Here is a 23,013-nt window from a genome sequence, read left to right on the forward strand (position 1 = left end):
GTGCTTTATGCCAGCCACATCCGACCGCAATACGAACGTTGTACGGTCGTCACCAAAGCGCCTGGCCGCGGGAACGGCCATGCGCTGGCGCGGCGGCCTTCGGCCTTGTTCCGTGCCCGGGTGTCTTGCTCTGCCAGAACAGGAAGGGCTCGATGCCGCCTTTCGCAAGGCCAATGCAAGGCATTCTTCAACGCTGCCTGCAATGGTTACCGGCAGCCGCCCCTGGCCCATTCGCGCAGGTTATCCTTGAATCCGCCACCATAGGGATGAAGACCGATGAGCGACCGGGTGCCGGCGGCCACGATGTAGCTGGTGGCCTCGCTGCACAAGGCCTCGCGGCTCCAGACATGGCAGGTGGTGCAATGGCGCCCCTTCCACACCTCGTCCGGCAGGCCCGGGATCGGCGGATAGAGCGGGGTTCCGCCAATCAGTTCCATCAGCGAACGCCCCTCGATCTCGATCCCGCCCCGGGTCAGCGGCCTGTCGAACAGGACCCCGGGTTCGACGGTCGCCATCTGGGTTGTCTCGCCCGAGGTGGCGGAATCAACCCGCCCGGTCGCCGCTTTCGCTTCGTCGAGCCTCACCTGTATTTCCGCCCGGGCGAGTTCGGCAAAGGTGCCGTCCGGAAAGGCTTCGAGATAGGCCTCGTAATCGGTGACCTCGCCCGAGGCATAGGCCCTGCCGATCATCGCTTCCTCGCGCTCGGACGGGCCGGGATGCGTGCCCGCCGGGCCCGGCGGCGGCGGCGCGGTCACCGATGCGGGCGGTGCCGACGGCGCCTCGGTCGTTTCGCGTCCGGGCGGGCCATCCAGCGCTTGGGTGAGAAGCCGGCGCGCTTCGTCGAAATGCTCGCTGTCCGGATAGGTTCGCAGGAACAGCACGATCTGCACCGGATCGCCGCTTTCCTTGATGGATTCGAAGAATTTCCGTGACGCAACCGCCTCGGGGCTTTCAGGGCGCGACGGCGCGAAATAGAAATCCCGGGTGAGCGAGGAGGCGTTCCACGGCGTCTGCCGGCCGTTCGTCTCGTCCAGAACCCGGCTCCGGACCATCTTGATCGCCTGTTCGAGCGGCAGGCCAGGCTGATCGATGGCATCGGCCAGGGCCGTCGAAAACGGGCTGTTGGTGCCGCTGCCGTCGAGCGCGACGCTTCCCGGCGCGGTCGAATATGCCATGAAGGTCCCGGTCGGTGCCGACATCTCGGCAAGTCCGTGATTGTCGATACCGCGCATGTTGATGAACGGGTTGTTCCGGCACGCATCGAGGATGACGATATTGGTATAGTTCCGGGCCGAGGCCATTTGCAGCAGCACCGCATCGGCCCGTATCGCATCCAGCCCGAGATCGGCGGCATCGGTCAGCCTGACATCGACCGGCAGCAGATAGTTGGAACCGAAAGACTGCACCGCATGGCCGGCATAGTAGAAAAGCCCGACCGCCTCGGGCCCGGCGCTTCGCAACTGCCGTCCGAAATCGGCGATCGCCACATGCATCGCCGACTCGTCGCCATCGGTCAAAAGGGTCACCGCAAACCCCTGCCGGGCCAGTTTTCCGGCGATGAGCTTCGCGTCGGACACCGGGTTTTCCAGCACCGTCGTGTTTTCGTAATCCTGATTACCCACCACCAGCGCAATACGCGGCTCGGCCCGCACCGCGCCGGGATGTGCAAGCAGCAGCATCGCGGTGCCCAGCAGGGCGGCGCAAAGGCGTTGCAGGATATGTCCTCCGGTCATCATTACCTCATCCGTCCACGACCGTGAATTCGATACGCCGGTTCCGGCTGCGTCCCTCGTCCGTGTCGTTGGTCGCCACGGGGTGGCTTTCGCCATACCCCCGGGTCGTTATCCTTTTTGCGTCAATTCCGTGTTTTATCAGGTAGTCCGCCACAGCTACGGCACGGTGGTCCGACAGGTGCAGGTTGGCGCTGCTGGAACCCACGTTGTCGGTATGTCCGGCAATCTCGATCACCATGCCCTTGCAGCGCGTTATGATCCCAACCAGTTCGTCGAGCACCGGCGTGCTTTTCGGGTCGAGCCAGGCGCTCCCCGAGGTGAAGAAAACGCCATCCAGATCGGAAAGCGCATCGAAGCGGGCTATACACTCCTCTCGCCCGAAATCGCCCGTGGGCTCCATCGCCAGCGACGGCTCGGCGGAAGCGGGTACCGCAACCGCCGCCGCGCCAGGTACGTTGCGCGCGAACGAGAAATCGAAACTGACCGAAGCGGACGGAACGATTTCCAGCCCGGCTGTCTCCTCCAGCTTCCGCAGCCCCTTGCTCAGGCCGAAATCGGCCACCGGAACCGTAACCGGCGTGGTCGACGAGACCGAAATCAGGTCGTCGTTCAGCAGCGTCACCGCAACCTCCGCCTGCGAGGTCCTGGCAATACCATGCAGTTCGAGCGTGTAGCTCACCGGTACGACCTTGCGCCTGACCTGCGGAAGGTCGGCAATGCTTGCCGGGTCGACCTGAACCGAGATCGTGGCGTCGGGGTAGAGGAAGGTTTCGAAGAAAAGAAATCTCATCCGCACGTTTCGCAGGTCGATCCTGGTGTCGATCGATTCGAGATGGACGGTAACACTGGCCGCGCCTTTCTCGTCTATCGCACCCGAAAGCGCGGCGAACCCGCTCGATTCAACCTGCGTGCCGCCCTTGATCGACTGGAACGCAAGCGTCGAGGCCGCCGGTTGCAGCGCCCAGCCGCCATCGAACGGACCGGCGAATACCCCTGCGCCCGGCACAGCCGAGACCAGCGCGCCAAGACCCAGGGCATATGCGATCTTTCGGGATTCCGAACCCGACCAGAACATGATTGTGCCTCCGCGCCAGCCGGCGCACACGTGTCGCGACGTTCACAAACTCATCCGAACACACGAGAAACACACACCCCGCACACCAACACGTGCGGACGCCACATCCGGCCCGCCGGCCGCCGCGTCTTATCCGCGACAGCACCCGGCGCCTGTTCAAGCCATGTTAACACAGAAAGGCGGCAATGGAACAAGACATGAATATGGAACGGAAAGCCACTATAGCAATGGCTGCCCGCTTACAATCCCGCCATGTTCGCGGCATGGTCACACCTTGGTGAGCGCGCCCACGCGACTTGTCACCGGTCCGCTCGGCGCGACAATCCGGATATGTGAGCATGGAGCGGGTAGACGGAATCGAACCGACATAGCCTGCTTGGAAGGCAGGGGCTTTACCATTAAGCTATACCCGCGACACCCGTCTCTTTAGCTTTCCCTGCGGCTTGCTGCAACGGCAAAAGCCCGCCGCGCGCGGGCTATTTTGCCGGGTGCGCCAGACGGACAGGCAAACGGCACGGTGCGGACGCGCAACGACGGAAAGCGTGCGACCCGTCGTTCAAGGGGTTGGCGGGTTCAGCCAAGCAGGGGACTTTGAATGAACAGGCGGCATTTCCTGATCGCGGGCGGCGGCGCGGTCTCAGTCGGGCGGATACGCATGGCCATCGCGGAAGACATGGCGGCGCATGTCTTGTCGGCGACGGCAATCACCCAGGTCTTCGGTACCGGGCAGCGCCTGACGGCAGTTGCGATCGCATACGACCGGCCGGTCGCAAACGCATCGGTTGCCGCCGGCGATTTCGCGGTCGACGGACGCACGGTGATGCGGGCCTATGCCCGACCCTCGCCCGAACCGGCGCCGGATGGTGCCGACGGGGCGTTCGTGATTGTCGAACTCGACCCGGGGGATAGAGGTGCGGCAACCTATGCCGCGTTGAAAGGCGGAGCCACCCTGACCGCCGCGCAGGCGACGGTCACGCAAACCGCTCCGTTGCGGGCAGCCGACGGGCACGAGATTGCACCCGGTGGCCCGGTCGAAACGGCAGGTGCAACCGATCCGCTGGTCGATGCGTTCGAACAGCGCAGCTATACGCATCCGCCGACGGGAATCACCCTGCCCTATAACCTGTTCATCCCGCGCGACTACGATCCCGGCCGCTCCTATCCGCTGGTCAATTTCATGCACGATGCCGGCGTGAGCTCGGACAATCCGCTGATGACGCTCTGTCAGGGGCTGGGCGCGGTTGTCTGGGTTCGGCCCGAGGAACAGGCGGTGCGCCCCTGCTTCGTGCTGGCACCGCAGTTCGCAGATCAGGTCGTCAACGACGAATCCGACGATTCGCCCTATGCCGATGTGATGGTCGATCTGGTCCTGTCGCTGGCCGGAGAGTTTTCGCTCGACCGGACGCGCCTGTATACCACCGGGCAATCCGGCGGTGGCATGCTGTCTATCGCCATCGGCATCAGGTATCCGGGGTTCTTCGCCGCATCCTACCTTGTGGCCTGCCAGTGGGCGGCAGGGAAATGCGGGCCGCTGGCCACGCAGAAGATGTGGGTTCTGGTCAGCGAGGGCGACGTGAAGGCGTTTCCCGGCCAGAACGCGATCATGCAGGTGCTCAGGGGCGAAGGCGCGGAAATCGCCACGGCGCGCTGGGACGCGCGCGACACAACTGGCGAGCTTTCGGCCCAGGCCGACAGCCTGGCCGCCGAAGGCGCTCCGATCCTCTATGCAACCTTCAAGCCGGGCACCGTCATCCTTCCCGGGCAGGAGGACGGCCCCGGCCCCAATCACTTCAATACCTGGCGGGTCGCCTATGAGATAGCGGGCATCCGCGAATGGCTCTTCCGCCAGTCCGGGGCGTGATCCGGGCATGGCGGACGCACTGCATCGGCCTGCGCGTCAGACCGAAACGCAGATATACTTCATCTCGAGGAATTCCTCGATCCCGTGATGGCTGCCCTCGCGCCCGAGGCCCGATTGCTTGACCCCGCCGAAGGGCGCCACCTCGGTCGAGATCAGGCCGGTGTTGACCCCGACCATGCCGTATTCCAGCGCCTCGGCCACCCGGGTGACCCGCCCGATGTCGCGGGCATAGAAATAGGCGGCAAGGCCAAAGATAGTATCGTTGGCCATCGCGATCACGTCGTCGACAGTCTCGAAGCGGAAGAGCGGCGCCCTCGGGGCGAAAGTCTCCTCGCGGGAGAACGCCATCTCGCCCGTCGCCCCGGTCAGGATGGTCGGCTCGAAGAAGGTTCCGCCCTGCGGGTCGCGCTTGCCGCCAGCGATGATGGTGGCGCCTTTCGACACCGCGTCGGCGATATGTTCCTCGACCTTCGCGACCGCCGCCTCGTTGATCAGCGGGCCGAGCGTCGCCTGCGTTTCCAGCCCGTCGCCGACCTTCAGCTCCGACACCGCGGCGGCGAGCTTTTCGGCAAAGGCGTCGTAGACCCCGGCCTGAACGTAGATGCGGTTGGCGCAGACGCAGGTCTGCCCGTTGTTGCGGTATTTCGAGATCATCGCGCCCTCGACCGCCGCATCAAGATCGGCGTCGTCGAAAACGATGAAGGGCGCGTTGCCCCCCAGTTCCATCGAGCATTTCATCACCTGGTCGGCGGCTTGCCGCAGCAGGATGCGCCCGACCTCGGTCGAACCGGTGAAGGTCAGCTTGCGGACCATCGGGTTCTCGCAGAATTCCCTGCCGATATCCGAGGATCGCGACGAGGGAATAATCGAGAGCACCCCCCGGGGGATACCCGCCCGATCGGCCAGAACCCCCAGCGCCAGCGCCGAAAGCGGCGTTTCGGCCGCGGGCCGCGCAACAAACGCGCAGCCGACCGCCAGCGCCGGGCCGACCTTGCGGGTGATCATCGCGTTGGGAAAATTCCACGGCGTGATCGAGGCGGCAACGCCGATGGGCTGGCGGATCACCGTCAGGCGCTTGTCGCGCTGATGGCCGGGGATCGTCTCGCCATAGACGCGCCGTGCCTCTTCGGCGAACCATTCGATGAAGCTGGCGCCATAGAGGATTTCACCGCGCGCCTCGGCCAGCGGCTTGCCCTGCTCGGCGGTCAGGATGGTCGCCAGATCGTCGGCATTTTCGACCATGAGTTCGAACCAGCGCCGCAGCACCGCCGCGCGTTCCTTTCCCGTCCAGCTGGCCCAGTCCTTTTGCGCCGCAAATGCCGCGTCGATGGCGCGCGCGGTCTCGCGCCGCGAAAGGTCGGCAACCTCGGCGATCACATCGCCGCGTGCCGGGTTGGTCACGGCGAAGGTCGCACCATCGTCGGCGTCGCACCATTCGCCGGCGACATAGGCCCGCGTCGCAAGCAGATCGGGGTCTTTCAGAAGGCTTCGCAGTTGGGTGGGTTTGTCGAACATCGGTCATCCTTCCCCAATGGTTGTATTCCGGCGGTCGCGCGCTAGACCGTCGCAAGCGCCACCGCGATCGCGACATCCAGCTTGTCGACCAGTTCGTCCAGCTGGCCGTCTTCGATGATGAAGGGCGGCGCCAGCAGCACATGGTCGCCGTGCTTTCCATCGATCGTGCCCGACATCGGATAGCAGATCAGCCCGGCCTCGAAGGCGGCCTTCTTGATCCTGCCCGCCAGACCGGCCGCCGGATCGAAGGGTATCTTGCTTTCGCGGTCGCGCACCAGTTCGATGCCGCGAAACAGCCCGCGCCCGCGCAGGTCGCCCACGTTCGGATGCTGCCCGAAGCGGTCGTCCAGCCGGCTGGCAAGCGCATCGCCCCGCGCGCGCACCTGCGGCAGCAGGTTGCGCCCGAGAATCGCCCCCACAACGGCCCGCCCCGCCGCCGCCGCGACAGGATGGCCGATATAGGTGTGCCCGTGCTGGAAAAAGCCCGATCCGGCGACGATGGTGTCATAGATCGTATCGCTGCACAGCATGGCACCGATCGGCTGATAGCCGGCGCCAAGCCCCTTGGCGATGCAGGCGATATCGGGTTCCACCCCGTCCTGCTCGCAGGCGAACAGCGTGCCCGTCCGGCCCATGCCGCACATCACCTCGTCAAGTATCAGCAGCACGCCGTAACGGTCGCAGATCTCGCGGATGCGCCGGAAATACCCCGGCGCAGGAACCAGCGCGCCAGCGGTCGCGCCGACAACCGGTTCGGCCATGAAGGCCATGACGGTTTCGGGGCCAAGCCGCAGGATTTCCGCCTCCAGCGCATCCGCCGCGCGGCGGCCGTATTCCTCGGGGCTCTCGCCCGCGCGCCGCAGGCGGTATTCGTAGCAGGGGTCGATATGGCTGACGTCGAGCAGAAGCGGGCCGAACTGCGCACGCCGCCATTCGTTGCCGCCCGCGCTGAGCGCGCCGATGGTATTGCCGTGATAGCTCTGCTTGCGGGCGATCAGCCGGCCCCGCTGCGGTTCGCCCTTTTCGACCCAGTACTGGCGGGCAAGCTTTATCGCCGCCTCCGTCGCCTCGGACCCGCCCGAGACGAGGTAAACCCTGTCGAGCCGGCCCGGCGCGTTGGCGATCAGCAGATCGGCCAGTTCCTCGGCCGGTCGAGAGGTGAAAAAGCCGGTATGGGCAAACGCCAGCCGGTCAAGCTGATCCTTGATCGCCGTCACGACCTCCCGGTCGCCATGCCCGAGGCAGGAAACGGCCGCCCCGCCCGACGCGTCGAGATAGCGCCTGCCAGAGGCGTCAATCAGGTAGCAACCCTCACCGCCCACCGCGACGGGCGGCGCCTGGCGGGTGTGTCGCGGAAAGATATGAGACACTTGGCTTCCTCCGTATACGGAACCTGCGCGCTCCGTCTTTCCGGCCTGCCTAGCACCCAATTCGCCGACGGACAAACCCGAGGCGCCGCGCCCCTGCAACCGCCCGCACGCAATCCACCGGGAAAACCGCGAAACCTATGCGCCCGGCGCATAATTACCTAACGGAGCTTTCGATTCAGGCGCGCATGCGGCCGCGAGTGCCCAAAATTTGTGCAAAATTTCCGCTCGTCGCCCGCCGTTCAGGCGAATCATCCCCGGAAAAAACAGGCGCAAGGTGCGGAATCTTCGGCATGCCGACTGTGCAAAACTATTTTATTCCAATTATCTACGCGCGATTCTTCAGGTTCTATAAAAAGTAGCAGCACTCTGCGTCAATCCCGCTCCGGATCTCACGGAAAATGTAGATCGTATCCGCCCCTCTCGACTGATCGCGCCGGCCGGACCCGGCTTTGGGCCGGGTCGCCGGAATCCGCAGGGAAATCATGTAATGCTGCGCAAAAGCACCGTATTTCTGGCTTGCAGCGGCGCCATTCCCCCGGCCGGGGCGCGGCGTGGCATCGGATTCCCGGTTGCCTCGATTGAACAAGGTGCTAGCCTCAACCGGCACAGAACCTGCGATCTCGCGTTTCGCAGGCAACGCATGCGCATATTGCAACCAGGGAGCATGACATGAAAACACTAAGGATCACCGCAGCGACCGCCGCACTGGCCCTGATGGCCACCGGCGTCGCGGCGCAGGAGCGATTCATCACCATCGGAACCGGCGGCCAGACCGGCGTCTATTATGTGGTCGGGCAGTCGATCTGCCGGCTGGTCAACCGTGGCGAAGCCGAACACGGGCTGAAATGCACCGCGCCGTCGACCGGCGGTTCCATCGCCAACATCAACGCCATCGCCGCCGGCGACATGGACATGGGCGTGGCCCAGTCCGACTGGCAGTTCCATGCCTATAACGGCTCTTCGGAATACGAGGGCAAGCCGGTCGAAAAGCTGCGCGCCGTGTTCTCGGTTCATGGCGAGCCCTTCACCGTCGTCGCCCGCACCGACAGCGGCGCCGAGAGCTTTGACGACCTGTTCGGCAAGCGCGTGAACGTCGGTAACCCCGGCTCGGGCCAGCGCGCCACGATGGAAGTGGTGCTGGACGCGATGGGCAGGTCGATGGGCGATTTCGCCCTCGCCTCCGAACTCAAGCCTGCCGAACAATCGGCCGCGCTCGGCGACAACAAGGTGGATGCCATCATCTATACCGTCGGCCACCCGAACGGTTCGATTCAGGAAGCGACCTCGACGGTCGACGCCCGGATCCTCCCGGTCACCGGCGAAGCCATCGACAAGCTGGTCGCCGACAATTCCTATTATGCCAAGGCGATCATCCCCGGCGGCATGTACAAGGGCACCGATGCCGACGTCGACACCTTCGGCGTGAAGGCAACCTTCGTCACCTCGGCCGACGTGCCCGACGATGTGATCTACGAGGTCGTCAAGGCCGTGTTCGACAACTTCGACCGCTTCAAGGGCCTGCATCCTGCCTTTGCCAACCTCAAGGAAGAGGACATGGTCTCGTCGGGCAACAGCGCGCCGCTGCACCCCGGTGCAGAGCGCTACTATCGCGAGCGGGGCTGGATCCAGTAAGCCGCGCCGGCTAATTCACTGCGGCCCCGCGCCCCGGGCTCGGGGCCGCACCCAACGAACAAGAACAGCGTCTAGGGGGCGCTCGTGGCGCACCCCGGCAATGGGCGAACGGGGACAATGCCGTGAAGAATGACGAACAATTCGAAGCCGCTGCGGTCGAACAGGCAGCCGCAGGACATGGCGGGCTGAGCCAGGCCGAAATCGACGAACTGGTTGCGTCCTCCGATACCGGGGGCAGAACGCCATCGCTGCCGGTGGCGAAGTTCATCACGACGCTCGCGATCGTCTGGTCGCTGTTCCAACTCTGGATCGCCAGCCCCCTGCCCTTCATGATCGGCTTCGGGGTGTTCAACGATACCGAGGCGCGCTCCATCCACCTCGCCTTTGCGCTTTTTCTCGCCTATGCCGCCTATCCGGCGTCGCGCACCCGGTTCGAACTGACGCTTGCCATCACGGTTCCGGCGCTGCTCTGCCTGCTGTTCATCTACGGCGCCAAGGCCGGCACGCCCGTCTGGTGGATTCCGATCATCGGCCTCGCCATCATCGTGGCGGTGTTGCTCGGGTCGCCCAAGAACCGCATTCCCCCGTGGGAATGGGCGCTGGCCATCGCCGGGGCGGCATCGTCGCTCTATCTCTACTTCTTCTATAACGAGATCGCCGGCCGTGTCGGTGCGCCGATCATGCAGGATTACGTCATCTCGGTGATCGGCCTGCTCGTGTTGCTCGAGGCGACGCGCCGGGCGCTCGGACCGGCGCTGATGATCGTCGCCACCGTGTTCCTCGCCTATACGTTCCTCGGCCCGGTGATGCCGGGAATCATCGCGCACAAGGGCAATTCGCTTGCCGAAGTGGTCAACCACCAGTGGATCACCACCGAGGGTGTCTTTGGCATCGCACTCGGCGTGTCCACCTCCTTCGTCTTCCTTTTCGTCCTGTTCGGCTCGCTGCTCGACAAGGCGGGAGCCGGGAATTACTTCATTCAGGTCGCCTTTTCGCTGATGGGGCACATGCGCGGCGGGCCGGCCAAGGCCGCCGTTGTCTCGTCCGCGATGACCGGTCTGATTTCAGGCTCGTCGATCGCCAACGTCGTCACGACCGGCACCTTCACAATTCCGCTGATGAAGCGTGTCGGCTTTTCGGCCGAAAAGGCCGGCGCAGTCGAGGTGGCATCCTCGGTCAACGGCCAGATCATGCCGCCGGTGATGGGCGCCGCCGCGTTCCTGATGGTCGAATATGTGGGCATCCCGTATTTCGACGTGGTCAAGCACGCCTTCGTGCCGGCGGTGATCTCCTATATCGCGCTTGTCTATATCGTTCATCTCGAAGCGATGAAGGCCAACATGCAGGGCCTGCCGCGCGCCTACGAGCCCAAGCCGCTGGTTGCCTGGCTAATCTCGCTCGCCTTCACCATCGCCGCGATCTGCGCCCTGTCCTTCGCCGTCTATTTCGGCATGGGCTGGATCCGCCCGGTGTTCGGCGATGCGGCCGGCTATGTCATTTTCGCCCTGCTGAGCGCAACCTATGTCGGGCTTCTCTATATCGCCTGCCGCGAGAAGCCGCTCAAGCTGGACGACCCCAACGCCCCGATCACCAAGCTGCCGCTGCCCGGCCCGACCATCCGTTCGGGTCTGCATTTCCTGCTGCCGGTGGTGGTGCTGGTCTGGTCGCTGATGGTCGACCGCCTGTCGCCCGGCCTGTCGGCGTTCTGGGCGGCGGCGTTCATGATCTTCATCCTGCTCACCCAGCGTCCGCTCGAAGCCATCTTCCGCGGTAACGGCGACCCTGCCGCCGCCGCCTCGCGCGGGGTCCGCGAACTGGTCGAGGGGCTCGAAGCCGGCGCGCGCAACATGATCGGCATTGGTATCGCCACCACGACGGCGGGCATCATCGTCGGCGCCGTCAGCCAGACCGGCGTCGGCTCGGCGCTCGCCGATGTGGTCGAGGTTCTGTCGCGCGGCAACATCCTCGCCATCCTGATGCTGACCGCCGTGCTGTCGCTCATCCTCGGGATGGGGCTGCCGACGACGGCGAACTACATCGTGGTCTCGGCCCTGCTCGCCCCGGTCATCGTGACGCTGGGCCAGCAGAACGGGCTGATCGTTCCGCTGATCGCAGTGCATCTGTTCGTCTTCTACTTCGGGATCATGGCCGACGTGACGCCGCCGGTCGGGCTGGCCTCGTTCGCGGCGGCGGCCGTCTCCGGGGGCGATCCGATCCGAACCGGGGTGGTGGCGTTCTTCTATTCGCTGCGCACCGCCGCGCTGCCGTTCCTGTTCATCTTCAACACCGACCTGCTGCTGATCAACGTGGACTGGCTGCACGGCATATTCGTCTTTGTCGTGGCAACAGTCGCGATGCTGCTGTTCGCGGCGGCAACCCAGGGCTGGTTCCTGACCCGCAACAGGTTCTATGAGTCGGTCCTGCTGCTACTGATCGCCTTCACCTTCTTCCGCCCCGGATTCTGGATGGATATGGTATCGCCCCCGTTCGAGGCAATGCCCCCCGCCCAGCTTGAACAGGCGCTGCAAGACACCCCCGCCGGACAGGACATCCGCCTGACGGTGAACGGCGTGAACAATGTGGGCGATGCGATCACCTTCACCGCACTTCTACCGGTGCCCGAGGGTGCGACCGGCGCCGACCGGCTTGCCGCCACCGGCATCACCTATGTCGAATCCGACGGCAAGGTGATGATCGACGATGTTGCCTTCGACAGCCCGGCACAGAAGGCGGGGCTCGACTGGGATCAGGAAATCGTCGCGGTTCTGGTGCCGGTCAGCCAGCCGTCCAAGTATCTGATGTACATTCCAACGTTGGTCGTATTGGGTTTCGTCGTCATGATGCAGCGCCGCCGGATAACACCGCAGGCAGCGGCTGCCTAACAGGAGTGTCCGCGATGTTCGACAACGTCCTCATACCCATCGATCTCAACCACCCCGGCTCATGGAAAAAGTCGCTTCCGATGGCCGCCGGGCTTGCCGGAAGCGACGGAACCCTGCACCTGCTCGGCATCGTTCACGAGACCGGCTCGGGGATGGTCTCCAGCTTCCTGCCATCCGATTTCGAGAATTCGGCCCTGAAGAAAATGAAGACGCAGATCGACGCGTTTCGCGACGAACACGTGCCCGAGAGTGTCCGCGTGAAGACCCATGTGGAAATCGGCCACGTCCCGGAGCGGATACTGGCCGCCGCCACCAAGGCACGGGCCGACCTGATCGTGATGGCCTCGCACCCGCCGGACGATCTCCGCTCGATGCTCGTCGGCTCGCACGCCGGCAAGGTCGTGCGCCACTCGCCGGTTCCGGTGCTCGTGGTACGCTGACGGCATCCCCGCCGGCACGGTACGAAAACGGCTCTATCTCGGGCGTCCGGGAGACTCTTTTCAAGGCCTTGAGCGCGGAGCCCGATTTCGAATACGTCCTTGTCGACGCGACGATCTGCAAGGCACATGCCGATGCGACCGCGCAAAAATGGGGCTTGAAGGCGCCGGCATCGGCCGTTCCCAAGGCGGTTTGACCACCAGGATCCACGCCGCGGTGGATGCGCTCGGGCTGCCCGTCCGGTTCACGATCACACCGGACAATGGGGCGACTGTCCGCAGGCACGCGGGATGATCGAAGGGCTCGAAGGCATCGGGCACCTCATCATGGATGCGGGCCATGACGCTGACCACCTGCGCCTGTTCATCGCACAAGATCCGGGCGCGACGACACAGATCAGGCAGAACCCCTCCCGAAGCGGAAGCAAGGGCATCGATTGGGCGCTCTACAAGGAGCGCCATCTCGTCGAATGCTTCTTCAACAAGATCAAACGCTTCCGAAGGATCGCCCTGAGATGCGAAAAGACACTCTCATCCTTCAAAGCCTTCGTCGATATCGCATGCGCAATGGCCTGGCTCGCCGAAATGCAGACGCCGCCTAGAACGGCATCAGTCTCCGGCCGAGGATCTGGCCCAGAGGTTGATATCTTCCTCGCTCGATACCGCGTCGATCTGGGCCAGTTCCGCATCGGTGAAATCGGGGTTGCCGAGCGCGCCCACGCAGTCGACAACCTGCTGCGGCCTGCTGGCCCCGATCAGCGCGGTGGTGATCCCGCCGCCGCGCAGAACCCAGGCAATCGCCATCTGGGCCAGCGTCTGGCCGCGGCGTTCGGCGATCGCGTTGAGCTTGCGAATGCTCTCGACCGCGCGCCCGGTCAGAAATTCCCGTTGCAGGGATTTGCCCTGCGCCGCGCGGCTTTCGGCGGGGATACCGCTCAGGTACTTGTTCGTCAGCATGCCCTGCGCCAGCGGCGTGAAGGCGATCGAACCGATGCCAAGCTCCGCGAGGGTCGTCTTCAGCCCGTCGTGTTCGATCCAGCGGTTGAGGATGTTGTAGCTCGGCTGATGGATGAGGCAGGGCACACCAAGACCGCTCAGGATCGCCGCCGCCTCGCGTGTCGTACGCGAATTGTAGGACGATATCCCGACATAGAGCGCCTTGCCGGCGCGGACGATATCGGCCAGCGCGCCCATCGTCTCCTCGAGCGGCGTATCCGGGTCGAACCTGTGCGAATAAAAGATATCGACATAGTCGATCCCGAGCCGCCGGAGGCTCTGATCGCAACTCGAGATCAGGTATTTCCGGCTGCCCCATTCACCATAGGGCCCGTCCCACATCCGGTACCCCGCTTTCGACGAGATGATCAGTTCGTCCCGGCAGCCACGGAAATCGGTGCGGAGGATTTCGCCGAACGCCTCTTCGGCCGAACCGATCGGCGGGCCATAGTTGTTGGCCAGATCGAAATGCGTGATGCCGTGATCGAACGCAGTGCGGCAGATATCGCGTTTGGTCTGATGCGGTGTGTCGTGACCGAAGTTGTGCCAAAGGCCGAGCGAGATTGCGGGCAGCAACAGCCCCGAGGCGCCGCATCTGTTGTAGGTCATCCGCTCATAGCGGGCGGGGTGCGGCAGGTAGGGCATGAGAAGGCTCCGGTCAGATCGGCGTTGGGCGGCACCCGCGCATCGGGTACAACAGCCACAAGGTCACATCCGGCCGGCCAGCGCAATTCGAACCTTGCACCCAAGGCCCGATGCAATCCGGCCGGGCACGATTCCGTAGTTCCGGCCGAAAGCGGGAGATTGCCCGCACCGGCATGTTTTTATGGATTCGGCACTGAAATCCCCATCCCGCCCGCATCCCGCGCTGTTCGGCGGGCAAGATGTCTCACATCAACGGCCATGAGACCTGAGCCGTTCGCAAGAGTCGGCAGTGCGGACAAAATTGTCGTTGCCTATTTTAGTCGGAACAGGACTTCGCGCTCTTCCGAGATATTGAGGTTATCCACAAAACCGACCTCGCGCGCGCCGCGCTTTTTCAGAAGCGAAAGCATGATCAGGTTTGAGGCTTCAGTGCTGCTGTAAAGCCGCAACCACTGCGGGCTCTCGGCAACCGCAGCGATCAGATCACCCCCGATGCCCTGTCCCCGGACGACCGCTGCGACACAAACGATTGAAAGCAACGGCCAACCTAAGAACTCGGTTGGCGCGACCTTGGCATACCCCACGACATCGCCCTGCCGCTCGGCGACCAACAGGTTGCCGTGCTGCATGTCGATGCGCCTGTCCCCCATGAACTCATCGAAAGTTCTCAGCGCGGAATAGTCGCTAATCTCGCAGGGCCTTATGACCGTCTTCTGCAGCATGAGTCCTCCAGCGATCGCATCATTATTCTCGGAGACATTGAATGCAATGACGCCTATGGGCGCAATGCCGTCTTCCGGAGGCGAGCATGGTCATTCGTCAGGGCCGCTGATATCGAACCGAACTCATACGTCCTGCCGGGCGATATCGGTCACCAGCACATCGACCACGAGATCGCCGAGCTGTTTTTTCCCTGCCTCGTCAAGCGCCTTGCGAAGCGGTTCCAGCTTGCTGTCCATGGTGAAATTGTCGTCGAACCCTCCGGCATTCGCATGATCGAACATCACGCGCAGAAATGCGTCGCGCAGCCTGGGTTCCTGCGAGTAGATCGCTTCGCTGCCGCCGGTGCGCGCCTCCAGCGAGAGCGAAATGACCACCATCGCCGACACGCGTCCCCTTGCCAGAACCGGCACGATGAACTGATTGTTCAGTTTGACAAATTCCGTGCCGGCGCTTGCGCTCGCGGTACCCGTCTCGTGGCCGTCCGGCGCGATTTCTCGATGGCCTTCCGCCGCCTGCTCTGAATGGCTGCCGGCGCTTGCCGTATCCGTGGCCCGGGGGGCGCCTTCGTGACCGGCCTCGTCCGCGGCCTCCCGCGTATCGGCGACTTCGGCCAGGTCAGGACGCAGCAAGGTTCCCGCGCCGGCGCCTATCCCCGCGCCGAACAGCGCGAGCACCACTGGAAGCAGAAATCGTTTCATATCACACCTCAGAACGGGATGAGGATATCCGCCACCTGCTGACCGTAGCGCGGCTGCTGGACATCAGTGATCTGCCCGCGCCCGCCATAGGAGATCCGCGCCGACGCAATCTTGTCGTAGGTTATCTCGTTGGTCCGCGTGATATCCTCGGGGCGCACATAGCCTGTGACGAGCAATTCACGAAGTTCGAAATTGACGCGAACCTCCTGACTTCCCTGTATTTTCAGGACACCGTTCTGCAACACCTCGACGATTGTTGCGGCGACCCGCAGGGTCAACTTCTCGCGTCGCTGAACCGAGCCGTCACCCTCGGACGAACTTGAGGATTTAGCCTCCACCGCAGCAGCCATGGAGGCGCCTTCGGGCAGGTGTTCGTCGATACGTTGCGGAAGCCCGAAGAACGACGGAACGCCCATCTTCTCACTGCCGCTGCGCGAGCGTTCGGTAGAATTGGATATCTCCGCCTTGTCGTCGATCTCGATCACCACGGTCAGGATATCACCCCTTTTCCCCGCCCTGCGATCACCGAGCAATGACGCCCGGTCCCTGCTCCAGAGCGACGCGGAATCGATGGCCTGTTCGGGACCGGCGCTCATGGGCAGCGGGGTTATCGACATCGCGCGATGTTCGTAAGTTCCTGAATTGGGTGTAAAATCAGGCCGCTTCCCCACATCTGCGACGCGCGCGCAGGATATGGGGAGCAGCAGAATCGCAACAAGGACGAGCATAGACCGCATCAGTTTTCCCCCGGAATGTACGTGCCGGCCCGCACCGCTCCGACAATCACGCGCCCGCTGGCGTCCACCTGGCCGGTAACGGTGGATTTCGACGCCAGATTCATCACGCGCACCAGGTCTCCGGCGCCGGCGCGCGACAGCGACCGCCCCTCGGTAACGATCGACAGGCCGCCCCGGTCGTAGATCAGCGGAACCGTCTGGTTTCGTTCGATCAGCGCCGGCGGGCCGACATCCGACGGCCGGATCGGGCGCCCCGCATACAGGGCGACCCGGGCTTCCATGCCGATCGCATCGCGCGGATCGCTCAGCGCGCCAACAACCTCGTCGGGCAGCACCGCAAGATCCGCCTCGGTCAGGATTGTCTTGCTGCGCACCGTCTGGCTTGCCACAAGCGTATCCGAGATGCCGATGCCGGGCGCCAGCATCGCAGCGCATATCAGGGCCGCAACACGAAGGATCATCTGATCTGTGTCGTCGCGCCGAGCATCTGATCGGCGGCCGTGATTACCTTGGCGTTCAACTCGTAGCCGCGCTGCGCCTGGATCAGTTCGGTAATCTCGCGCACCGCATCGACTGAACTGTCTTCGAGATACCCCTGGCGGGTGGTTCCGAGCCCCTCCTCGCCCGGCGTTCCCACCATCGGCGGACCCGAGGCGCCGGTTTCGAGGAAGAGGTTGCCGCCGATCGCCTCGAGCCCCTTCTGGTTCGGGAAATTCGCCAGCGTGAACTGGCCCAGTTCCTCCGCATCGACCTGCCCGTCGAAATAGGCGAAGACCTGCCCCTCGGAATTGATCGACAGGCTGCGCGCGTCGCTGGGAACGGTGATTTCCGGCGCAACGGGAAACCCGTCCGATGTCACGATCAGCCCGTCGCCGGTCAGCTTCAGCGCGCCGTCCCTTGTATAGGCCGACGTGCCCGACGGCAGCGTGACCTCGAGATACCCCGCCCCGTCTATCGCAATATCGAGATCCCCGCCGGTCGCCGACAGGGTTCCCTGCTCGGGATTGATGCTGACCGACGACGGCCGGACGCCAAGCCCGATCTGCACGCCGGTCGGCAGGATCGTGCCGTCCGCGGCATTGACCGATCCCGGCCGGGTCAGTTGCTGGTAGTGGAGATCGGCAAACTCCGCGCGGCGGGTATTGTAGCCCGTGGTGCTCATGTTCGCGAGATTGTTCGAAATGACATCGACCCGCATCTGCTGCGCGGTCATGCCCGTGGCGGCGATTCTCAGGGATTGCATGGGATCTCCGGCTTATCTTCCGAGGGTCTTGATGACATTGGTGAGCCGCTCGCCCTCGCGTTCGGCAAGGGCCTGGCCGAGTTCATAGGCCCGCTGCACCTCGATCATGCGGGTGATCTCGGCCACGGGGTTCACGTTCGACGCTTCGACGAAGCCCTGCAGGATCTTGCTGTCGGGCACCGGCTCGAGACCGTCCTGCGTCGCAATAAGCGCGCTGCCTTCGCGTTCGAGATCGGCGCCGTCGACGGGCCGCACCAGCGCAAGGCGCGCAAGCGGACGCCCACCGGCGCTGATCGTTCCGTCCGGCGCAACTGTCACCGCACCGGCATCGGGGGGCACGAATATCGGCGCGCCGCCCTCGTCGAGAACGAAATATCCGTCGGCCGTGACCAGATCGCCGGCATCGTTGGGCTGAAAGACCCCGGCCCGCGTCAGTCTTTCGCCGTTCGGAGTGCTCACCATGAAAAAGCCGTCGCCCTCGATCGCCAGATCGAAGGCACCGCCCGTCCGGTCCAGCGTTCCCTGCGACAGGTCGATGCGGCGTGCATGAGCCGCCGCCATCGAAACCGATTCACCGCCCGGCGCGCCGCGCGTGACATATTCCGTGAACACCACGCCTTCGCGGCGGAAGCCCGCCGTCGACATGTTCGCGATATTGTTGGCGATCGTTCCCATCTCGGCGAAAAGACCGACCTGGCGCGAAAGGGTCACATATCCTGAACTCATGTCTCAGACTCCCGCCACCAGCGGTACGATGCGACCGGTGAAGAACGATATCAGCGTCTCGCTCATGAACCCCATCGCCCCCCAGAAAACGACGACGATGGCCGCGAGTTTCGGAACGAAGGTCAGGGTCATCTCCTGGACCGAGGTAAGGGCCTGCAGCAATCCGACGGCCAGGCCGGTGACGAGGGCAACCGCAAGGATGGGAAACGAGATCGAAACGGCGATCCACAGACCCTCTCGCAGGGTATCGTAGAAAACGAACGCATCCATGGATCAGACGGGCATCCTGAGGATTTCCTGATAGGCTTCAACCACGCGATCACGCAGGGTCGCCGCAGTTTCGACCGCGAGTTCGGTCTGGGTCAGCGCCATCACCAGCGCATGTGGGTCGGACCGGCCGAGCATGGCCTCTTTCGAAACGGCCTCGCCCTCCGCAAGCGTGGAGGCGAAATCGTTCAGAACACGGCCGAGGATATCGGCTCCTGCCCCGGAGCCGGGTTCGGGCGCAACGGCGGGCTGGGCAGCCCTGTAGGCGCTCTGAACGAGCGATGCACCGATTTCCATTCTGGAATCTCCTTATTTCCGCAACAGTTCGAACAGGCTGGAGGCCATCTGCCGGGCCTGATCGAAGACCTTGAGGTTGGCCTCGTAGCTTCGCTGCGCCTGTCGGGCGTCGGCGATTTCGACCATGAGTTCGACGTTCGATCCCTCGTAATGACCGGTATCGTCGGCCATCGGATGCGAGGGGTCGTAGATCTGTTCGAGTCTGGACCTGTCGAGACGAACGGGGCCGGCTTTCACCAGACCGGTATGCTCCGCCCCGGTCCGGTCGATCTGGAAAGAGGTCAGCTTGCGGCGGAACCCGGGAGTATCGACGTTCGCAATATTCTCCGAAACGTACCGCAGGCGCGCGGATTGCGCCTTCATCCCGCTCGCCGAGAGCTCCAGGGTGCGGACAAGATCGCTCATTGTCCCGCCCTACCCGCGCCCCAGACCCGACCGGACAACCGACAGGCCGCTCTTGTAGATCGCCAGCGCCATCTCGTGCTGCTGGCGGATTTCGGCGATCTTCATCATCTCTTCTTCCAGCGAAACCGTGTTTCCGTTCGGCGCCGGGGAAGCACCGGAATATGCGATGTGCTGCGGGAAACCGGCCTCCGGCGCAACCGCGTGCCCCTTGCGCGTGGCGCGCATTCCGGCAGCCGGAGTATCGGCGGCGAGAAATTCGCTGAACTCCGCAATATCGACAGCACGATACCCTGGCGTGTCCACATTCGCGATATTCTGCGCGACCATCGCCTGCCGGGCACCGGCATTGCCGGCCAGCGCCTGAGCCATTTGCAGCACTTCCAGTCTGTCAATCACCTGGGTTTCTCCCGCAGCTTTCAATCATGACTTAACCTCGATTCGTTTAGAAACGGTTTGCGATGATCGGGAGAAGAAAATGACCGGTACAGGTGCGGGTGGTCTCGGTGCGCTCGGCAGGGAAATCATGTCTCTCAGACCGGTTCGCGCGGTCGGGCGGGTGGTGCGCGCCGGTCACGGAACCATCGAGATCGACGGCCTGGAAACGGATGCGGCGCTCGGCGATCACGTCTGCGTCGAAGCCGCGACCGGCGCCCTGCGGGGCGAGATCGTCGATCTGTCCGACAGGCGCGTGCTGGTTCTGCCGGACGGCTCCGGCGAAGGCGTCCGGATCGGCGATCCGGTCGTTCTGGAAGGGGCCGCGTCGATCGCGCCGGCGGATCACTGGATCGGGCGGGTAATCAACCCTTATGGCCAGCCGCTCGACGGGCGGCCGATTGCGCGCGGGCCGGTCGAACGCCCGCTGAAGAGCCTGCCGCCGCGCGCCACCGGGCGGCGGCCGCTCGGGCCACGGCTGGTAACCGGGCTGGCGGTTCTGGATACGTTGCTGCCGCTGGTGCGCGGCCAGCGGATCGGTGTGTTTTCCGGCTCGGGGGTCGGAAAATCGACCCTTCTGGCCAATCTCGCCAAGGGCGTCGATGCCGATGTCGCGGTTATCGCGCTGGCCGGCGAACGTGGCCGGGAGGTTCGCGAATTCGTCGAGGAAACGCTCGGCCCCGAGGGGATGAAGAAATCCGTCATCGTCGCCGCAACCTCGGATCAGCCACCCCTCGCCCGCCGCAGAGCGCTCTGGGCCGCCATGGCGATTGCCGAGCACTTCCGCGATCTTGGACGGCACGTCCTCTTCCTGGCGGATTCGGTAACCCGCTTCGCCGAAGCCCATCGCGAGGTTGCCCTCGCTTCCGGCGAAACCTCCTCGCTGCGCGGCTTCCCGCCGTCGGTCGCCCATCTGATCATGGCGCTGGCCGAACGATCCGGCCCCGGGCCACGGTCCTGCGAGGGCGATATCACCGCAATCTTCACCGTCCTGGTTGCCGGATCCGACATGGACGAGCCGATCGCCGATATCCTGCGCGGGGTCCTCGACGGGCACATCGTCCTCGACCGCCAGATCGCCGAACGGGGCAGGTTCCCGGCCATCGATCTGCTGCGCTCGGTATCGCGCAGCCTTCCCGGCGCGGCAAGCACGGCGGAAAACGAACTGATCAGACTGGCGCGCCAGCGGCTGGGAACCTACGACCGCGCCGAACTGATGATCCAGTCCGGCCTTTATTCGTCGGGAAGCGATCCGGAAATCGATGCCGCGCTCAAGGCCTGGCCCGCGCTCGACCGTTTTCTGGCCGAGCCGTCGCCGGACGGCCCGGAAACGGCCTTCCGCCGTCTGGCCGAATGCCTGTCAACGACGCTGCGGTAAGCAATGCGGTTCCGGGCGCGCGCTTCACCCGCAGGCGAATCGGGTTTGCATCGCCTGCCGCCGACCGCACACCATGGCAGCGGCCGCCCGTCGCGGTTCTGACCGACCGGGCGATCTAGCCGAGTTTCCTTGCCACGATCGCGTTCACCGCCTGCGGGTTGGCCTTTCCGCCGGTTGCCTTCATCACCTGACCGACGAACCAGCCGGCGAGCTTCGGGTTGGCCCGCGCCTTTTCCACCTGCGCCGGGTTGGCGTCGATGATCTCGTCCACCACCTTTTCGATGGCGCCGGTGTCGGTGACCTGCTTCATGCCGCGTTTCTCGACGATCTCGGCCGGATTGCCGCCCTCGCTGAACACGATCTCGAACAGATCCTTGGCGATCTTGCCCGAAATGTCGCCGCTGCCGATCAGGTCGATGATGCCGCCCAGTTGCGCCGCAGTGACCGGGCTCTGGGTGATATCCCGGTCGTCCTTCTTGAGCCGCCCGAACAACTCGTTGATGACCCAGTTGGCCGCCAGCTTGCCGTCGCGGTCCTGCGCCACCTCTTCGAAGTAATCGGCCGATTCGACCTCGGCGGTCAGTACGGTGGCATCGTATTCGGTCATGCCGAAATCGTTGACGAAACGTGCCTTCTTCTGGTCGGGAAGCTCCGGCAGACCGGCGGCGATATCGTCCACCCACGAGCGGTCGATTTCCAGCGGCAACAGATCGGGACAGGGGAAATAGCGGTAATCGTGCGCCTCTTCCTTGGACCGCATCGAGCGCGTCTCGCCCTTGTCGGGATCGTAGAGGCGGGTTTCCTGGATCACCTCGCCGCCGTCCTCGCGGATGGCGATCTGGCGCCGCGCCTCGAATTCGATCGCCTGCTGGATGAAGCGCATCGAGTTCATGTTCTTGATCTCGCAGCGTGTGCCCAGATGGGCGAAATCGCCGGTCTCGCGGTAGCGCTCGTAATCGCCCGGGCGGCAGACCGAAACGTTCACGTCGGCGCGCAGGTTGCCGTTCTGCATGTTGCCGTCGCAGGTGCCGAGGTAGCGCATGATCTGGCGCAGCTTGGCGACATAGGCGGCAGCTTCCTCGGGGCTGCGGATATCGGGGCGGCTGACGATCTCCATCAGCGCGACGCCGGTGCGGTTCAGGTCCACGAAGGACATCGCCGGATCCATGTCGTGAATCGACTTTCCGGCATCCTGCTCCAGATGGATGCGTTCGACCCGCACCAGCCGCGCCACCCCCGGCCCCATGTCGACCAGCACCTCGCCCTCGCCGACGATGGGGTGGTAGAGCTGGCTGATCTGATAGCCCTGCGGCAGGTCGGGGTAGAAATAGTTCTTGCGGTCGAAAGCAGAGAAAAGGTTGATCTCGGCCTTCAGCCCCAACCCGGTGCGCACCGCCTGCGCGACGCAGAATTCGTTGACGACCGGCAACATGCCCGGCATCCCCGCATCGACAAAGGAGACATTGGAATTGGGTTCGGCGCCGAACCGGGTCGAGGCGCCGGAAAACAGCTTTGCGTTCGAGGCGACCTGGGCGTGAACCTCCATCCCGATCACCAGTTCCCAGTCTTCCCGGGCCCCGGAAATGACCCTTGGCTTCGGGGCTTCGAAGGTGAGATCGAGCATCGCGTTACCTCGCTGGACGGAACCAGCCCGGCTTAGCCAAACTTTCCCGCCATTTCAACATCGCCGGCCGGACCCGGCCGCTGCGGCAGGATATTGGGCCCGTAAACCCGATGCCTGGTTCGCGCGACCCTCCGCCGATGCCACGCCCGAGGGAGATCGGGCAGCGGGAGCAGACTTGCGGCACTTGAGTTTCCTCAAGGATACTATTTGAAAAATTATTTTATATACATATTGTTACTGATTATTTTTAATCTTGCTAATGAGGTTTGCATCGGCGGTGTTCTGCCGGTTTTTCGGGCAATTCTCCTGCGCGCTTGTCGCAAGGGGAATTGTCGCT

Annotated in this window: 21 protein-coding genes, 1 tRNA gene and 1 pseudogene; 6 read left to right on the top strand and 17 right to left on the bottom strand. The window is 64.0% G+C overall.

What is annotated here, in order from left to right; genetic code table 11:
* Positions 1-206: 206 nt before the first annotated feature.
* The 3 genes from ACK5IR_RS13920 to ACK5IR_RS13930 all read right to left on the bottom strand — a co-directional run bounded on the left by ACK5IR_RS13920 (position 207) and on the right by ACK5IR_RS13930 (position 3,221).
* Positions 207-1,736 carry a caspase family protein gene (locus tag ACK5IR_RS13920; protein ID WP_416929777.1) on the bottom strand — a complete coding sequence of 510 codons (1,530 nt, stop codon included), beginning with the start codon at positions 1,734-1,736 and terminating at the stop codon, positions 207-209.
* 4 nt (positions 1,737-1,740) lie between these two features.
* A complete protein-coding gene (locus tag ACK5IR_RS13925) occupies positions 1,741-2,808 on the bottom strand; it encodes an OmpA family protein (RefSeq protein ID WP_416929778.1) in 1,068 nt (355 codons plus the stop codon).
* A gap of 339 nt (positions 2,809-3,147) precedes the next feature.
* A tRNA-Gly gene (locus tag ACK5IR_RS13930) sits at positions 3,148-3,221 on the bottom strand.
* A 182-nt stretch (positions 3,222-3,403) separates the two neighbouring features.
* On the opposite strand from ACK5IR_RS13930, the gene ACK5IR_RS13935 reads away from it, so the two are divergent.
* Complete coding sequence (locus ACK5IR_RS13935; protein ID WP_416929779.1) at positions 3,404-4,669, top strand: hypothetical protein; 1,266 nt, start codon at positions 3,404-3,406, stop codon at positions 4,667-4,669.
* 36 nt (positions 4,670-4,705) lie between these two features.
* Here ACK5IR_RS13935 and ACK5IR_RS13940 read toward each other — a convergent pair whose 3' ends face one another.
* Positions 4,706-6,184 carry an NAD-dependent succinate-semialdehyde dehydrogenase gene (locus ACK5IR_RS13940; RefSeq protein WP_416929780.1) on the bottom strand — a complete coding sequence of 493 codons (1,479 nt, stop codon included), beginning with the start codon at positions 6,182-6,184 and terminating at the stop codon, positions 4,706-4,708.
* A gap of 41 nt (positions 6,185-6,225) precedes the next feature.
* Positions 6,226-7,554 (bottom strand): aspartate aminotransferase family protein, encoded by a 1,329-nt coding sequence (locus tag ACK5IR_RS13945; protein WP_416929781.1) that lies wholly within the window; start codon positions 7,552-7,554, stop codon positions 6,226-6,228.
* 669 nt (positions 7,555-8,223) lie between these two features.
* Between ACK5IR_RS13945 and ACK5IR_RS13950 the strand changes: the two genes are divergently transcribed.
* The 4 genes and pseudogenes from ACK5IR_RS13950 to ACK5IR_RS13965 all read left to right on the top strand — a co-directional run.
* The gene (locus ACK5IR_RS13950) at positions 8,224-9,186 is read left to right on the top strand and encodes a TAXI family TRAP transporter solute-binding subunit (RefSeq protein WP_416929782.1); all 963 of its coding nucleotides are present in this window, start codon (positions 8,224-8,226) and stop codon (positions 9,184-9,186) included.
* Positions 9,187-9,308: 122 nt separating this feature from the next.
* On the top strand, positions 9,309-12,068 hold the full coding sequence (locus tag ACK5IR_RS13955) for a TRAP transporter permease (RefSeq protein WP_416929783.1): 2,760 nt from the start codon (positions 9,309-9,311) through the stop codon (positions 12,066-12,068).
* A 14-nt stretch (positions 12,069-12,082) separates the two neighbouring features.
* The gene (locus ACK5IR_RS13960) at positions 12,083-12,508 is read left to right on the top strand and encodes a universal stress protein (protein ID WP_416929784.1); all 426 of its coding nucleotides are present in this window, start codon (positions 12,083-12,085) and stop codon (positions 12,506-12,508) included.
* A gap of 14 nt (positions 12,509-12,522) precedes the next feature.
* A pseudogene (locus ACK5IR_RS13965) lies at positions 12,523-13,084 on the top strand (IS5 family transposase); the annotation flags it as partial.
* Positions 13,085-13,114: 30 nt separating this feature from the next.
* On the opposite strand, the gene mgrA reads toward ACK5IR_RS13965, so the two are convergent.
* The 11 genes from mgrA to ACK5IR_RS14020 all read right to left on the bottom strand — a co-directional run bounded on the left by mgrA (position 13,115) and on the right by ACK5IR_RS14020 (position 19,638).
* Positions 13,115-14,146, bottom strand: a complete 1,032-nt coding sequence (gene mgrA / locus ACK5IR_RS13970; protein WP_416929785.1) for an L-glyceraldehyde 3-phosphate reductase — start codon at positions 14,144-14,146, stop codon at positions 13,115-13,117.
* Between the two features lie 311 nt (positions 14,147-14,457).
* On the bottom strand, positions 14,458-14,868 hold the full coding sequence (locus ACK5IR_RS13975) for a GNAT family N-acetyltransferase (protein WP_416929786.1): 411 nt from the start codon (positions 14,866-14,868) through the stop codon (positions 14,458-14,460).
* Positions 14,869-14,991: 123 nt separating this feature from the next.
* Positions 14,992-15,546: a flagellar basal body-associated FliL family protein gene (locus ACK5IR_RS13980; protein WP_416929787.1), complete on the bottom strand. Its 555-nt coding sequence runs from the start codon at positions 15,544-15,546 to the stop codon at positions 14,992-14,994.
* Positions 15,547-15,575: 29 nt separating this feature from the next.
* Positions 15,576-16,304 carry a flagellar basal body L-ring protein FlgH gene (gene flgH, locus ACK5IR_RS13985; RefSeq protein WP_416929788.1) on the bottom strand — a complete coding sequence of 243 codons (729 nt, stop codon included), beginning with the start codon at positions 16,302-16,304 and terminating at the stop codon, positions 15,576-15,578.
* Positions 16,304-16,765, bottom strand: coding sequence for a flagellar basal body P-ring formation chaperone FlgA (gene flgA, locus ACK5IR_RS13990; RefSeq protein WP_416929789.1), 462 nt, complete (start codon positions 16,763-16,765; stop codon positions 16,304-16,306). The genes flgH and flgA overlap by 1 nt, the downstream gene beginning before the upstream one ends.
* Positions 16,762-17,547, bottom strand: coding sequence for a flagellar basal-body rod protein FlgG (gene flgG / locus ACK5IR_RS13995; RefSeq protein WP_416929790.1), 786 nt, complete (start codon positions 17,545-17,547; stop codon positions 16,762-16,764). The genes flgA and flgG overlap by 4 nt, the downstream gene beginning before the upstream one ends.
* Before the next feature lie 12 nt (positions 17,548-17,559).
* A complete protein-coding gene (locus tag ACK5IR_RS14000) occupies positions 17,560-18,273 on the bottom strand; it encodes a flagellar hook-basal body complex protein (protein WP_416929791.1) in 714 nt (237 codons plus the stop codon).
* Between the two features lie 3 nt (positions 18,274-18,276).
* Positions 18,277-18,543 (bottom strand): flagellar biosynthetic protein FliQ, encoded by a 267-nt coding sequence (locus ACK5IR_RS14005; RefSeq protein WP_416929792.1) that lies wholly within the window; start codon positions 18,541-18,543, stop codon positions 18,277-18,279.
* Positions 18,544-18,546: 3 nt separating this feature from the next.
* Positions 18,547-18,837 (bottom strand): flagellar hook-basal body complex protein FliE, encoded by a 291-nt coding sequence (gene fliE, locus ACK5IR_RS14010; RefSeq protein WP_416929793.1) that lies wholly within the window; start codon positions 18,835-18,837, stop codon positions 18,547-18,549.
* A 12-nt stretch (positions 18,838-18,849) separates the two neighbouring features.
* The gene (flgC, locus tag ACK5IR_RS14015; protein ID WP_416929794.1) at positions 18,850-19,242 is read right to left on the bottom strand and encodes a flagellar basal body rod protein FlgC; all 393 of its coding nucleotides are present in this window, start codon (positions 19,240-19,242) and stop codon (positions 18,850-18,852) included.
* Between the two features lie 9 nt (positions 19,243-19,251).
* Positions 19,252-19,638, bottom strand: coding sequence for a FlgB family protein (locus ACK5IR_RS14020; protein ID WP_416929795.1), 387 nt, complete (start codon positions 19,636-19,638; stop codon positions 19,252-19,254).
* A 79-nt stretch (positions 19,639-19,717) separates the two neighbouring features.
* Between ACK5IR_RS14020 and ACK5IR_RS14025 the strand changes: the two genes are divergently transcribed.
* Complete coding sequence (locus ACK5IR_RS14025; RefSeq protein ID WP_416929796.1) at positions 19,718-21,052, top strand: FliI/YscN family ATPase; 1,335 nt, start codon at positions 19,718-19,720, stop codon at positions 21,050-21,052.
* A gap of 115 nt (positions 21,053-21,167) precedes the next feature.
* On the opposite strand, the gene gatB is transcribed toward ACK5IR_RS14025, so the two are convergent.
* On the bottom strand, positions 21,168-22,676 hold the full coding sequence (gene gatB, locus ACK5IR_RS14030) for an Asp-tRNA(Asn)/Glu-tRNA(Gln) amidotransferase subunit GatB (RefSeq protein ID WP_416929797.1): 1,509 nt from the start codon (positions 22,674-22,676) through the stop codon (positions 21,168-21,170).
* Positions 22,677-23,013: the final 337 nt, after the last annotated feature.

Origin of the sequence: Tropicimonas sp. (assembly GCF_047971885.1) — a bacterium.
Lineage (GTDB): Bacteria > Pseudomonadota > Alphaproteobacteria > Rhodobacterales > Rhodobacteraceae > Tropicimonas.

Excerpts from the sequence above, each read along its gene's own strand:
- flgC (WP_416929794.1), bottom strand. The coding sequence starts at position 19,242 with ATGAGCGATCTTGTCCGCACCCTGGAGCTCTCGGCGAGCGGGATGAAG.
- ACK5IR_RS13950 (WP_416929782.1), top strand. The coding sequence starts at position 8,224 with ATGAAAACACTAAGGATCACCGCAGCGACCGCCGCACTGGCCCTGATG.
- ACK5IR_RS13925 (WP_416929778.1), bottom strand. The coding sequence starts at position 2,808 with ATGTTCTGGTCGGGTTCGGAATCCCGAAAGATCGCATATGCCCTGGGT.
- flgA (WP_416929789.1), bottom strand. The coding sequence starts at position 16,765 with ATGATCCTTCGTGTTGCGGCCCTGATATGCGCTGCGATGCTGGCGCCC.
- fliE (WP_416929793.1), bottom strand. The coding sequence starts at position 18,837 with ATGGAAATCGGTGCATCGCTCGTTCAGAGCGCCTACAGGGCTGCCCAG.
- flgH (WP_416929788.1), bottom strand. The coding sequence starts at position 16,304 with ATGCGGTCTATGCTCGTCCTTGTTGCGATTCTGCTGCTCCCCATATCC.
- ACK5IR_RS13920 (WP_416929777.1), bottom strand. The coding sequence starts at position 1,736 with ATGATGACCGGAGGACATATCCTGCAACGCCTTTGCGCCGCCCTGCTG.
- gatB (WP_416929797.1), bottom strand. The coding sequence starts at position 22,676 with ATGCTCGATCTCACCTTCGAAGCCCCGAAGCCAAGGGTCATTTCCGGG.
- ACK5IR_RS13975 (WP_416929786.1), bottom strand. The coding sequence starts at position 14,868 with ATGCTGCAGAAGACGGTCATAAGGCCCTGCGAGATTAGCGACTATTCC.
- ACK5IR_RS14000 (WP_416929791.1), bottom strand. The coding sequence starts at position 18,273 with ATGAGTTCAGGATATGTGACCCTTTCGCGCCAGGTCGGTCTTTTCGCC.
- ACK5IR_RS13960 (WP_416929784.1), top strand. The coding sequence starts at position 12,083 with ATGTTCGACAACGTCCTCATACCCATCGATCTCAACCACCCCGGCTCA.
- ACK5IR_RS13940 (WP_416929780.1), bottom strand. The coding sequence starts at position 6,184 with ATGTTCGACAAACCCACCCAACTGCGAAGCCTTCTGAAAGACCCCGAT.
- flgG (WP_416929790.1), bottom strand. The coding sequence starts at position 17,547 with ATGCAATCCCTGAGAATCGCCGCCACGGGCATGACCGCGCAGCAGATG.
- ACK5IR_RS14025 (WP_416929796.1), top strand. The coding sequence starts at position 19,718 with ATGACCGGTACAGGTGCGGGTGGTCTCGGTGCGCTCGGCAGGGAAATC.
- mgrA (WP_416929785.1), bottom strand. The coding sequence starts at position 14,146 with ATGCCCTACCTGCCGCACCCCGCCCGCTATGAGCGGATGACCTACAAC.
- ACK5IR_RS13935 (WP_416929779.1), top strand. The coding sequence starts at position 3,404 with ATGAACAGGCGGCATTTCCTGATCGCGGGCGGCGGCGCGGTCTCAGTC.
- ACK5IR_RS14005 (WP_416929792.1), bottom strand. The coding sequence starts at position 18,543 with ATGGATGCGTTCGTTTTCTACGATACCCTGCGAGAGGGTCTGTGGATC.